Origin of the sequence: Streptomyces stoeckheimensis (genome assembly GCF_045822005.1) — a bacterium.
GTDB classification, from domain to species: domain Bacteria; phylum Actinomycetota; class Actinomycetes; order Streptomycetales; family Streptomycetaceae; genus Streptomyces; species Streptomyces stoeckheimensis.
Map to the genome: position 1 here is coordinate 3,657,197 of NZ_CP169550.1, position 12,534 is coordinate 3,669,730.

Annotated in this window: 9 protein-coding genes; 6 read left to right on the plus strand and 3 right to left on the minus strand. The window is 72.4% G+C overall.

Annotated features, from left to right (window positions below; translation table 11 throughout):
- The first annotated feature begins 28 nt into the window (after window positions 1-28).
- Complete coding sequence (locus tag ACE1OC_RS16290; RefSeq protein ID WP_407837636.1) at window positions 29-1,459, plus strand: SWIM zinc finger family protein; 1,431 nt, start codon at window positions 29-31, stop codon at window positions 1,457-1,459.
- 276 nt (window positions 1,460-1,735) lie between these two features.
- On the plus strand, window positions 1,736-3,316 hold the full coding sequence (locus ACE1OC_RS16295; RefSeq protein ID WP_407841581.1) for a DUF5691 domain-containing protein: 1,581 nt from the start codon (window positions 1,736-1,738) through the stop codon (window positions 3,314-3,316).
- A 132-nt stretch (window positions 3,317-3,448) separates the two neighbouring features.
- Here ACE1OC_RS16295 and ACE1OC_RS16300 read toward each other — a convergent pair whose 3' ends face one another.
- Window positions 3,449-3,856, minus strand: coding sequence for a cobalamin B12-binding domain-containing protein (locus tag ACE1OC_RS16300; RefSeq protein ID WP_243333486.1), 408 nt, complete (start codon window positions 3,854-3,856; stop codon window positions 3,449-3,451).
- 195 nt (window positions 3,857-4,051) lie between these two features.
- Between ACE1OC_RS16300 and ACE1OC_RS16305 the strand changes: the two genes are divergently transcribed.
- Together ACE1OC_RS16305 and ACE1OC_RS16310 are read left to right on the plus strand one after the other, a co-directional pair.
- The gene (locus ACE1OC_RS16305) at window positions 4,052-4,801 is read left to right on the plus strand and encodes an esterase/lipase family protein (RefSeq protein WP_407837637.1); all 750 of its coding nucleotides are present in this window, start codon (window positions 4,052-4,054) and stop codon (window positions 4,799-4,801) included.
- Window positions 4,802-4,889: 88 nt separating this feature from the next.
- Window positions 4,890-6,569, plus strand: a complete 1,680-nt coding sequence (locus tag ACE1OC_RS16310) for a M23 family metallopeptidase (RefSeq protein ID WP_407837638.1) — start codon at window positions 4,890-4,892, stop codon at window positions 6,567-6,569.
- Between the two features lie 99 nt (window positions 6,570-6,668).
- Here the strand turns inward: ACE1OC_RS16310 and ACE1OC_RS16315 are convergent, their stop codons facing one another.
- Together ACE1OC_RS16315 and pcrA are read right to left on the minus strand one after the other, a co-directional pair.
- Window positions 6,669-7,754 (minus strand): IS630 family transposase, encoded by a 1,086-nt coding sequence (locus ACE1OC_RS16315; protein WP_407837639.1) that lies wholly within the window; start codon window positions 7,752-7,754, stop codon window positions 6,669-6,671.
- 101 nt (window positions 7,755-7,855) lie between these two features.
- Entirely contained in the window at window positions 7,856-10,381 is a 2,526-nt protein-coding gene (gene pcrA / locus ACE1OC_RS16320) for a DNA helicase PcrA (RefSeq protein ID WP_407837640.1), read from the minus strand.
- A 182-nt stretch (window positions 10,382-10,563) separates the two neighbouring features.
- On the opposite strand from pcrA, the gene ACE1OC_RS16325 reads away from it, so the two are divergent.
- Window positions 10,564-11,628 (plus strand): NlpC/P60 family protein, encoded by a 1,065-nt coding sequence (locus ACE1OC_RS16325; protein WP_407837641.1) that lies wholly within the window; start codon window positions 10,564-10,566, stop codon window positions 11,626-11,628.
- Window positions 11,629-11,912: 284 nt separating this feature from the next.
- Window positions 11,913-12,455 carry a hypothetical protein gene (locus tag ACE1OC_RS16330; protein WP_407837642.1) on the plus strand — a complete coding sequence of 181 codons (543 nt, stop codon included), beginning with the start codon at window positions 11,913-11,915 and terminating at the stop codon, window positions 12,453-12,455.
- Window positions 12,456-12,534 lie beyond the last annotated feature (79 nt).

Genomic DNA, 12,534 nt, shown 5'->3' on the forward strand with positions numbered 1-12,534 from the left:
GTCAGTGGGGGTCTCTACGGTGGAACACATGACTGAGCAGGGGGTCCGCTGGACAGCGGAACAGGTACTGGCTCTGGCTCCTGACGACGCCTCACGCAAGGCGGGGGCCAAGCTCGGCGCGGCGGGGCCGTGGTCACAGACCGGAGGTTCCGCTTCCGGTGCGGTGTGGGGGTTGTGCAAGGGCAGCGGCAGCACGCCGTACCGGACGGTCGTCGACCTGTCCGGGCCCGCGTACAAGTGCTCCTGCCCGAGCCGGAAGTTCCCGTGCAAGCACGCGCTGGGCCTGTTGCTGCTCTGGGCCGCGGAGGAGCTCGACACCCCGGCCGGGGCTCCGGACTGGGCGGACGAATGGCTCGTGGAGCGGGCGGCGAAGGCCGCGCGACCCGCTGCCGACGGCTCCGGCCGGGCCGGACCGGCGGACGAGGAAGGAGCGCGCAAGCGGGCCGAGCGGAGGGCGGCCCGGATCGGCGCCGGCGTCACCGAGTTGGAACAGCGGCTCGCGGACCTGGTGCGCGGCGGCCTCGCCGGTCAGGAGCGGGCGGGATATGCGGCCTGGGAGGAGACCGCCGCCCGGATGGTCGACGCCCAGGCACCCGGACTGGCCGCGCGGGTAAGGGAGTTGGGGACGATACCCAGTTGCGGCGCCGGCTGGCCCGCCCGGATGCTGGAGGAGGCCGCGCTGCTGCACCTGCTGGACCGGGCCTGGCTGGGGGTTTCGGGACTGCCGGAGCCGCTGGCCGCGACGGTCCGCAGCCGTCTGGGACTGCAGCCCCGGGCGGAAGGCGAGGCCGTACGGGACCACTGGCTCGTGCTGGCCCAGTACGACACGGCGTCTCCGGACGGCCGTCTCACCACCCGCCGGATATGGCTGCGCGGGCTGGCGAGCGGGCGGCCTGCCCTGGTCCTGGACTTCGGCCCGCCCGGGCGACCGCCGGGGCTGGCACTGCCCGTCGGCTTGGTGCTGGAGGCGGAAGCCCGCTTCCGGCCCGGCTCCGCGGGACTGCGGGCGGACCTCGGGGAGAGGTTCGCGGCGGCCGAACCGTGCCGGACCGCGCCGACCGGCGTGAGCACGGGCGCGGCACTGGAGGCGTACGGCGCGGCCCTGCGTGAGGACCCCTGGCTGGAGTCCTGGCCGGTGGTGCTCGGCCCGGTGGTGCCGATACCGGGAGGGCGACAAGGACGGCAAGGGGGACCAGGGGGACGACAGGAAGGAGCGCAGGAGGACGGGCAGGACGCGCAACAGAGCCCAGCGGCCTGGCAATTGGCGGACTCGGAGGGGACGTCCGCCCTGCCCGTGCCCCTGACCGGGGCCGGGAGCCGGCCCGGGACCGGGTTGTGGCAGCTGGCCTCGCTCTCGGGGGGCGGCCCGTTGACGGTGTTCGGCGAATGCGGACACCGCGGATTCACCCCGCTGACGGCCTGGCAGCCGGGCTCCTCGGAGCCGGTGGTGCTGGGCTGAGCGGGCGGCAGGGGAAGGCGGCGGCGCGGGGGCGCCGACGTATTCGAGACGAGTGAGCCGGGGGGCTTTCGTGGACGACAACCACGCCAGTTGAGGCCGTAGTGCGGCCGTGTGCACCACAGGGAGATCGAGCTGCTCCGGTCCCGCGGAGGGGGCGGGACCGGAGCAGCCACCTGCACACGGCACGGCACGCGAAGGAAAGAGGGAGGGGATCCGGTGAACACGACCACGGACACGACGACGGACGCGACCACGGACAGAACGACGGGCGGGACGATGGACCCGGCCTACGGGGACGCGGCCTACGGGGACGCGGGCTACGGGGACGCGGGCTGGGACGAGCTGGTGGCCGCCGCGCTGCTGGGCACCGAGCGGCGCCGGGGCAGTCCCGGGGCGCTGCTCGGGGCCGCGGCCGTGCAGACGGTACGGCGCCGGGCCGGGCTGAGACCCGCCGAGGCGGGCCCCCGGCCCGAGCCCGCGCCGCGCGACCCGCGTCCCGAGCCTCCGGAGCCGGCCCGGCGGCGGCTCGCCCAGCTGTTGGCGGGCCGCGCCGGTGCGGGCAGCGGCAGCGGGCGGCGGGGGGCCGCCCCGGACCTGACGGAGCTGCTGCCGCAGTGGCTGGCCGCCGCCGGACAGCACGGGTACCGGGCTCCGGCTTCGCTCGTGCCCGCGCTGCTGGACGTGGCCCGGGCCCGTAGCGACCTCAGGCCGCAGGCGCTGGCACTGGCGGGGACGCGCGGGCTGTGGCTGGCCCGGCTCAATCCGGACTGGCGGTTCGCGCTGCGCGGGGGATCCGGGGGCGCCGGCGAACTGCCCGACGCGGAGGACTCGGCGGGGGTGGAGCGGCTGTGGCAGGAGGGGCTGTTCGCGGAGCGGGTCGCACTGCTCGGCCTCGTACGGGCCCACGAGGCGGCCGCCGGACCGCGGCTGCTGGAGACCACGTGGAGCACCGAGCGGGCCGAGGACCGGCTGATGTTCCTCGACTCCCTGCGGGTGGGGCTGTCGGCGGACGACGAGCCCTTCCTCGAGGCGGCGCTGGGCGACCGCAGCCGCAACGTCCGGGCGACCGCGGCCGAGCTGCTGTCCGCGCTGCCGACCTCGGCGCTGGCCGGGCGGATGGCGGAGCGGGCGCTGGCCTGTGTCGGCCCGGAGGGGGTGACACCGCCGGCCGCGTGCGATGCGGGGATGCTGCGCGACGGCGTGGTCAAACGGCCGCCGGCCGGTCGCGGAGAGCGGGCGTGGTGGCTGGGGCAGTTGGTGGAGTCCGCGCCGCTGTCGTGCTGGCGGGAGCGGTTCGGGGGGCTCGGCCCGGCGGAGATCGTGGCGCTGCCGGTGGCCGAGGGCTGGGCGGAGGAACTGCACGCGGCCTGGTGCCGGGCCGCGGTGCGGCAGGGCGATCCGGCGTGGTCGCAGGCCCTGCTCGGCTCGGCCTCCGCTCCGCCCGCGGCGGGCCCGGCGACGGCGTCGCTGGCGGAGCGGGCGAAGCTCCTGTCGACCCTCGGGGACGAGGAACGGGCGGCGTGGGTGGCGGAGTTCATACGGGCGCACGGGCTGTCGGAGGCGTTCCAACTGCTCGGGGTGTGCGTGGTGCCGTGGGCGGGGGCGCTGGGGAGGGCGGTGATCGAGGCGCTGGACTCCGCGCGGGAGGCGGGCGGCTACCCGTGGAGCTTCAGCGGGGTCATGGGGCTGGCGGAGCGGTGCCTTGATCCTGCGGAGGCGGGGCGGCTCGATGCGCTGGCGGCGGAGCCGGTGGAGGAGGGGGGTGCGGCGGCCTACTGGTCGGAGGCCTTCCAGCGACTGGTCGCCACCCTGCGGCTGCGGGCCGCGCTGCACGCGGAACTGGCGCCGCCGAGCTGATCGCCGGCGGGGCTGGAATTGCCCTGCGGGCAATCCAGCCCCGACCAGGCCGAATCCAGCCCCTCCGGCGTTTGAGGAGCGGGGGTCCGGGGGCCGGCCCCCGGAACGGCGCCGCGCAGGCGCGGGCTGCGGCTAGGCCGGCTGGCGGACGTGGGCGCGGACCCAGTCGACGATGGCCGTGGTCGTCGCGCCCGGAGTGAAGATCTCGGCCACGCCCTTCTCCTTCAGCGGAGCGATGTCCGCCTCCGGGATGATGCCGCCGCCGAACACCTTGATGTCCTCCGCGTCGCGCTCCGCGAGGAGTTCCAGCACGCGCGCGAACAGCGTGTTGTGCGCGCCCGACAGGATCGACAGACCGATCGCGTCGGCGTCCTCCTGGATCGCCGTGTCGACGATCTGTTCGGGAGTCTGGTGGAGGCCCGTGTAGATGACCTCCATGCCCGCGTCCCGCAGGGCCCGCGCGATCACCTTGGCGCCTCGGTCGTGGCCGTCGAGGCCCGGCTTGGCCACCACCACACGGATCGGACCGGTCACACCCATCGCACTGCCTCCCGAGTGAACGAACGTTAAGTACAGCATTGCGCACACCCCCGTTTCGCGGTCAACCACGAGGGGGAAATCACACGTGGGATGGCGTACCACCGCTCCGCGCCGACAGCCGCACGGCACGGGGCGGTCGGACGCCCCGGTCCCGAGTCGCCAGGACCTACGGGGGGGCCGTCGATGGGGCTGACCATGTCCGGGGCCGCACTGCGGGCCGGCGTACTGGAAGCGATCGTGCTCGGCGGGCACATCCTGCTGTATCCCACCGGAGTCCTGCCGGAGCGACCCGCCAGCGCCACCCACGAGCGTCCGCCGGTGCTGCTGCTCCACGGGTTCACCGACAACCGCTCCGTCTTCGTCCTGCTGCGCCGCTCCCTCGGGGCCGGCGGCCGGCGGCAGGTGGAGGCGTACAACTACTCCCCCTTCACCCGCGACCTGCGCGTCACCGCCCGGCACCTGGCCCGCCGCGTCGAGGAGGTGTGCGCGCGCACGGGGCAGGACCGGGTGGACCTGGTCGGGCACAGTCTCGGCGGGCTGGTCGGGCGGTACTACGTCCAGCGCCTCGGCGGCGACGCGCGCGTCCGCACGCTCGTCACGCTCGGCACCCCGCATTCCGGCACCCGCGTGGCGCCCTTCATGGACGCGCACCCCCTGGTCCGGCAGATGCGCCCGGATTCCGAGGTGCTCGCCGAACTGCGCGCGCCCGCGCCCGGCTGCCGGACCCGGTGCGTGGCGTTCTGGAGCGAGTTCGACGGGCTGATGGACCCGACCGAGACGGCCCGCATCGAGCACCCGGACCTGCTCGCGGAGAACGTGCAGGTCACCGGCATCGGACACCTCGCCCTGCCCGCGCACCCCACCGTCATCGCGGCCGTCCGGCGCGCGCTCGACGGCCCCAGGCCGATCGCCGTCCCGCACCCGGGGGCCGCTTCCGTCGCCTGAGCGGGCTCGAGCGAAAAGCGACCTCCAGTCGAACGGTTTTCGAACTCAAGGCCAAGGGTGGGTCTTCAGCCGACCGAAAGGCGGCCGAATGCCCGGTTCCGCCGAGCACAAAACCCTCCGAAGATTGTCGTTGCGTGTAACCGCCGGGTACAGTCACGCCACTGCTCTCCTCCGAGGACCCCACGTTCCTCGGCCACCCAGGCCCCCCGCTGCCGAGGCGAAAGAGAAGTTGGTGAACGACCGCCCCTCGTCGGGCCAGTACCCCGATTTCGGGTACGACGGCCTTTCCACCACCACTTTCGCTGGCGATTCAGCGTTTACGCCCTATGAAACACAGGGTCAGGGCTACAACTACGGTGCTGCCTACGGCTCCTACGACACCGGCTCGTACGACACCACGGCCTGGACCGCCCCCCAGAACGGCTACGCGCAGCCGTCCGTCGACGGATACGCCGGCTACGACGGCTACCTCTCGACCGTCCCCGTCCAGGGCGGCGTCTCCATGGACTACCAGTCCACCGGCTTCGGCTACGAGACCTCCGCCGAGCAGACCGGCCACTGGTCGGTCCCCGGCTACGGGACCGAGACCGGCGCCTACGACGCCACCGCCTGGAACACTGCCTCCGAGCAGACCTACGGGTACACCGGCTACGAGCAGCAGCAGCCGCAGCACGTCCCCGAGCCGGCGCAGGAACAGGCCCACGAGCAGCAGTACGCCTACGACTACGGCTACGAGCCCTACGCCGCGACCTCGCCCGAGGGCGAGACGGCCTACACCGAGACCGCCGTCTTCGCGTACCTCCCCACCGGTGCGGACGCCGACGGCGCGGACGTTGACCTGGACTTCCACGCGGACGCAGACGCAGACGTGGACATGAGCGCGGACGCCCGGGTGCACGATCTCCCCACCCAGGCCATGCCGGTCACCCCGGCCGGTCCCGCCGAGCCGCGCCCCTCGCGCCGCGCCGGCTCCAAGCCCGGATCGAAGCCCGCCGCCAAGGCGAGTACCGCCAAGGCCGGTGCCAACAACCGCCGTCGCACCCCGGCCAAGCGTTCCGCGCTGCTGACCGTGGCCGTTCCCTCGGCCTGCGTGATGGGCGTCGCGGGTGTCGCCGCCGCTTCCGTGGGCGGGCTCACCGGTGCGGAGAAGCCGTCCGAGGAGACCACCACCCTGGCCGCGCCCGACCCGGCCTCCATCAAGCCGGTCGCCGCGAACAGCAAGCTCGACACGCAGCTCACCGCCCTCAGCGCCGACGCCGGCGACTTCGCGGACCGGGCGAGCCGCACCCAGGAGCGCATCGACCTGCGCCTGCGCCAGGACGAGGAAAAGAAGAAGAAGGCGGAGGAGGAGGCGGCCAAGGAAGCGGCCCGCCCCAAGTTCGCGCTCCCCGTCGCACGGCACGGCCTCAGCGCCGGCTTCGGGCAGGCGGGCGTCAACTGGATGTCCGTGCACACCGGCATCGACTTCCCGGTGGGCTACGGCACTTCGGTCATGGCCGCCACCGACGGCACCGTGCGCAGCCAGTTCAACAGCGCCTACGGCAACATGGTGATACTCACCGCGCCCGACGGTACCGAGACCTGGTACTGCCACCTCAGCAGCGCCAAGATCCGGTCCGGCAAGGTCAAGGCCGGCGACGTGATCGCTTACTCCGGCGACACCGGCAACTCCACCGGTCCGCACCTCCACTTCGAGGTGAGGCCGGGCGGCGGCTCCCCGGTCGACCCGCAGGCATGGCTGCGCGCCAAGGGCCTGAACCCGAACTAGGACCGACCCCGCACGCAGGGACGAACGAACGCGGAAGGGCCCGCCCCCCGAGGGGCGGGCCCTTCCGCGTCGCCCGCGGGCCGTCCCGCGTCCCGCCCGCTAGTGACCTGGTTTGGAGATCCTGTCGCAGTAGCGGCAGATGCGGTCGAGGATCTGGTCGGCGGTCTTGGTCCACTTGAACGGCCTGGCCTGGTCGTTCCAGACCTCGATCCAGCCTTCGAGTGCGGCCTTGAGGTCATCGAGTGAGCAGAACACTCCGCGTTCGAGGCAGCGTCGTTCCAGCTCGGCGAACCACCGCTCGACCTGGTTGATCCACGACGAATACGTGGGAGTGAAGTGGAGCTGGAACCGGGGATGCGCAAGGAGCCACTTGCGCACGACCGGTGCCTTGTGGGCGGAGAGGTTGTCGCAGATGACGTGGACCGCCAGGCCCGGATCGGTCTGGCGGTCGATGTCGTCGAGGAAGTCCCGGAAGTCCACGGCCCGGTGCTGGGCTGACAGTTTCGTGATCACCCTGCCGGTCGCGGTGTTCAGGGCGGCGAACAGGTCGACGGTGCCATGCCGGACGTAGTCGAAGCTCCGCCGCTCGGGAACTCCGGGCAGCATCGGCAGGACCGGTGTGGTCCGCTCCAGGGCCTGGATCTGCGGTTTCTCGTCCACCGCGAACACGGCCGCGTTCGCCGGCGGGGCGAGGTAGAGGCCGACGACATCGCGGATCTTGTCGATCAGGAACGGGTCCGGGGAGATCTTGAAGGTCTCCGTCCGCCAGGGCTGCAGGCCGAAGGCATGCCAGATCCTCAGCACGCTCGCCGGGGAGATCCCCACGACCTTGGCGAGCTCCCGCTTCGACCAGTGTGTCCCGCCCGCCGGTGTCTGTTCGAGGGTGCGGACCACCACCTCTTCGACCTGGGCGTCGGTGATGGTCCGCGGCACCCCCGGCCGCGGCTCGTCCGACAGGCCGTTCAAGCGGTCCCGCAGGAACCGCGTCCGCCATCTGGCCACCGTCTTGCGCTCTGTGTTCAACCGCGCGGCGACCACGGTGTTATTCCACCCTCGTGCGCACGCGAGCACGATCTGCGCTCGCTGGGCCAGGCCCTGCGCAGTTGAACGGCGCCTGGCCCAGCTCTCCAACGTCAGTCGCTCAGCTTCCGACAGCACCACTGGCGGCAGCCTGTTATCGCCCATCCCGTCAGGACACCGGACCGAAACCCGCCCCGTCAGGCAGAACCCAAGATCTGAAACAGAACACGACTCATGGGGCGAGCCCAGACCTCAAAACCAGATCACTAGAGCTTCTGCACCGGCGCGTACCGCAGCAGGAGCCGCTTCGGCTTCTCGTCCCCGAAGTCGATGGTGGCCTGCGCGTCCGCGCCCGCCCCCCTGACCTCCATGACCGTGCCCAGCCCGAACTGGTCGTGCGTGACCCGGTCCCCGACCACCAGGGCGATGACCGGCTTGTCGGCGGCCCGCCGCGTCGCGAACCCCGACGGGCCCGACTTCGTACGCGACGAGGACAGGAAGGACTCCGGCGAGGTGCCGAAGGAGGCCTTCGAGCCGCCGCCGGAGGACCCGTACCCCGAGCCGGAGCTGCGCATCGGGCCCGCCGGCTTCTGCGCCGCACCCGTCCGCTTCCACTGCAGGTACTCGGCCGGGATCTCCTCCAGGAACCGCGACGGGGGGTTGTAGGAGGGCGTGCCCCAGGCGCTGCGCATGCTCGAGCGCGTCAGGTACAGCCGCTCGCGCGCCCGCGTGATGCCGACGTAGGCGAGGCGGCGCTCCTCCTCCAGTTCCTTGGTCTGGCCCAGCGCGCGCATGTGCGGGAAGACCCCGTCCTCCATGCCGGTCAGGAAGACCACCGGGAACTCGAGGCCCTTGGCGGTGTGCAGGGTCATGAGGGTGATGACGCCGTTGCCGTCGGTGTCCTCGTCCGGGATCTGGTCGGAGTCGGCGACCAGCGCGACCTGCTCCAGGAACTCGGAGAGGGTGCCGGGGCCGACCGGCGGGGCCCCGTTCTCGGCGGCCTCGGCCGCCGCCGCTTCCCGCGCCTGCTCGAATTCGAGCGCCACGGCAGCCAGTTCCTGGAGGTTCTCGATCCGCGTCTCGTCCTGCGGGTCGGTCGAGGCCTGGAGTTCGGCGAGGTAGCCCGTACGCTCCAGGACCGCTTCCAGGACCACCGCCGGGCCGGCGCCCGAATCGACGATGGTGCGGAGCTCCTCCATCAGCACGTTGAAGCGCTTGACGGCATTGGTCGAGCGGGCGGCCATGCCGAAGGCCTCGTCGACCCGGCGCAGCGCCTGCGGGAAGGTGATCTTCTCGCGCATCGCGAGCGCGTCGATCATCGCCTCGGCGCGCTCGCCGATACCGCGCTTGGGGACGTTGAGGATCCGGCGGAGCGGGACGTTGTCCTCGGGATTCGACAGGACGCGCAGGTACGCGAGGACGTCGCGGACCTCCTTGCGCTCGTAGAACCGGACGCCGCCGACGACCTTGTAGGGCAGTCCGACGCGGATGAAGATCTCCTCGAACACGCGGGACTGCGCGTTGGTCCGGTAGAAGATCGCGACGTCGCCGGCCTTCGCGTCGCCCGCGTCCGTCAGCCGGTCGATCTCGTCGGCGATGAACTGCGCCTCGTCGTGCTCGGTGTCCGCGACGTAGCCGGTGATGACGGCGCCGCTGCCGGCCTCGGTCCACAGGTTCTTCGCGCGGCGGTTCTCGTTGCGCTCGATGACCGCGTTGGCGGCGGACAGGATCGTCTGGGTGGAGCGGTAGTTCTGCTCCAGCAGGATCGTGGTCGCGTCCGCGTAGTCCTCTTCGAACTGGAGGATGTTGCGGATGGTCGCGCCGCGGAAGGCGTAGATCGACTGGTCGGCGTCACCCACCACGCACAGCTCGGCGGGCGACAGGTCCGGGTAGCCGGTGCCGACCAGCTCGCGCACGAGCGTGTACTGGGCGTGGTTGGTGTCCTGGTACTCGTCGACCAGCACGTGCCGGAAGCGGCGCCGGTAGTGCTCCGCGACCTCCGGGAAGGCCTGGAGCAGGTGGACCGTGGTCATGATGATGTCGTCGAAGTCGAGGGCGTTGGCCTCGCGCAGCCGCCCCTGGTACATCGCGTACGCCTGGGCGAGGGTCTTCTCGAAACCGTCGGCGGCCTGCCCGGCGAAGGCGTCCTCGTCGATGAGCTCGTTCTTGAGGTTCGAGATCTTGGCGCTGAACGCCTTCGGCGGGAACTTCTTCGGGTCCAGGTCCAGGTCGCGGCAGACGAGCGCCATCAGGCGCTTCGAGTCGGCCGCGTCGTAGATCGAGAAGGAGGAGGTGAAACCGAGCCGCTTGGACTCGCGGCGCAGGATGCGCACGCACGCGCTGTGGAAGGTGGAGACCCACATCGCGTTCGCGCGCGGACCGACCAGGCCCTCGACGCGCTCCTTCATCTCGCCGGCGGCCTTGTTGGTGAAGGTGATCGCCAGGATCTGGCCGGGGTGGACCCCGCGCGCGCCCAGCAGGTGGCCGATGCGGTGCGTCAGCACGCGCGTCTTGCCCGATCCGGCGCCGGCCACGATGAGCAGCGGGGAGCCCGCGTGCACCACGGCGGCTCGCTGCTCCGCATTCAGCCCTTCCAGGAGCGCCGCCGGGTCGATGACCGGCCTGGGGGCGCCGTCCCGGTAGTACGCGTCCCCGTGGATGGGCGCGTCGAACCGGCCCCCGAAGAGATCGTCCGCGCCCGCCTCGGGGGCGGCGTGGTCTTCGGGCGGCGGGGGGACCTCTTCGGAGGGGGAGAGGTCGGCCAGGAAGCTGTCGTCAAAGAGGCTGCTCATCGCCTTCCGAGTTTAGAGGGCGGGACCGACAGCCGGTCCCGCCCTGGGAAAATCCCGGTCCCGCATCCCGGTCCCGCCCCGGAAAATTCGGCGGCATATGCCCTGCGAACCCCTCCCGCCCCCTTCCGAGGCACCCCCTCCGGCGCTAGCGTGCTCCGCCAACCGGAAGGAGGTGCCGGCCCGTGTACACGTACGGATTCCCCTCGTCCCACCCCTCCCCCCACCACCGCAAGCCGCGCACCCGAAGACATCCGAACGCCCCCACCGCGGTCGTCACGACCGCGGCCCTGTCCTCCTTAGGCCTGCTCCTCCCCCACCAGGCCGCGGCGGCGCCGGCGCCCCGCCCCTCGGTGGAGGAGGTACGGACCCGCGTGGACGAGCTGCACCGGCAGGCGGGCACGGCCACCCAGGCCTACGACGCCGCGGCCGGGCGGACCGAGGAGCAGCGGGCCCTGCTGTCCGCGCTCATGGACCAGGTGGCCGCCACCACCCAGAAGCTGAACGAGGCCCGGCGGCTGCTCGGCAGCTACGCCGCCGACCGGTACCGCGGCGCCGGCGGCCTCGGCGGGACCGCGACCCTGCTGCTCAGCGACGATCCGCAGGCCTTCTTCGCGCAGACGCATCTGCTGAACCGGCTCGGCGGCCGCGAGGACGCACTGCTCACCCAGTACACCCGGGCCAGGGCGGAGACGGCTGCCAAGCGCCGGGAGGCGGCCGTGGTGGTCTCGGAACTGGAGCGGGCGCAGGAGGAGCTGCGCGGGCGCAAGCAGGACGTGCAGACCCGGCTCGCGGAGGCGAACGCCCTGCTCGCGCAGCTCACCGCGCCGGAGCGGGCGCGGGCCCTGGCCCCCCGGGCCCCGGCTGCTTCGGGGCCGCTGCCGGCGGACGGCTCCGCGTCGGCGGCCGGCGCCAGGGCGGTGGCCTTCGCCCGGGCCCAGCTGGGAAAACCGTACGTCTGGGGCGCGACCGGCCCGCGCTCGTACGACTGTTCCGGGCTGACCCAGGCCGCCTGGCGGGCGGCGGGGGTCACGCTGCCGCGCACCACCTGGGACCAGGTGAAGGCGGCCCCGCGGATCGCGACGAGCGCGCTGCGCCCGGGGGACCTGGTCTTCTTCTACGCGGACATCAGCCACGTCGGGATCTACATCGGCGGTGGCCGCATGATCCACGCCCCGCGCCCGGGGACGTCCGTCCGCGAGGACTCGGTCTACTACCAACCGATCTACGGGAGCGTCCGGCCGGGGTGAACGCGACGGCGCCGGCTTCTCCGTCGGTGTGCTCCTCAGCGTGTTCCTCGGCGTGTCCGTCACTCAGCGCCACCGTGCGGCGGGCGCTCCGGCGTGGCGCTCACCGTCCGTATCAGAGGAGTTGGCGGGGCGCCCGCCAACTCACCCTCTCCGTTGGTCCGTTCGTGCCGTTCGATTCGCACGTTCCGCCAACCGGGCCTAGCGTCTAGCACATCGAGGAGCAATTACCCCTCTTTGCGGACAAATAGTTCGCTGCTGCGCCTCGGGGACCCGGAGGATTCACCATGCGTTCCATACGTGTCGCGTCCGTAGCCCTGCTGTCCACCGCAGCCTTCGCGCTCGCCGCGCCGATCGCCTCGGCCAACGACGGCGGGACCACGCCCAACGTCACGTCGTTCGGCTTCACCGTCTCCCCCACCACCGTCGCCCCGGGCGGCACCGTCACGCTGAACGCCACCGGTTGCCAGGAACCGCTGGTCAAGGCCTCCTCCGGCATCTTCGACGCGGTCGAGCTCAACGAGGGCAAGCCCGCCACCGCCACGGTGGACGCGGACGCCAAGCCGGGTGCCCAGTACGAGGTCACCTTCGACTGCAAGGGCGAGAAGGGCACGACCACCCTCACGGTCGCGGGCCACTCGACCGGCACCGGCACCGGCACCGGCACAGAGGCCGGAACGACCACTCCCTCCAAGGGCGTCAAGGCCGGCCTCGGCGGCGGCGCCGGAGGTCTGAACGGCGCCGAGATCGCGGCCGGTTCCGCGCTGCTGGCCGGTGCACTCGGTGGTGGCGTGTTCCTGATGCGCCGCCGGGCGGGCGACCAGGCCTGACCGCAGGTCCCCTGACAGCCGGGCCCGTCCGACCCGCCCCTGGCGACCGGACGGGCCCGGTCCAGCACCCGGGCCGGCA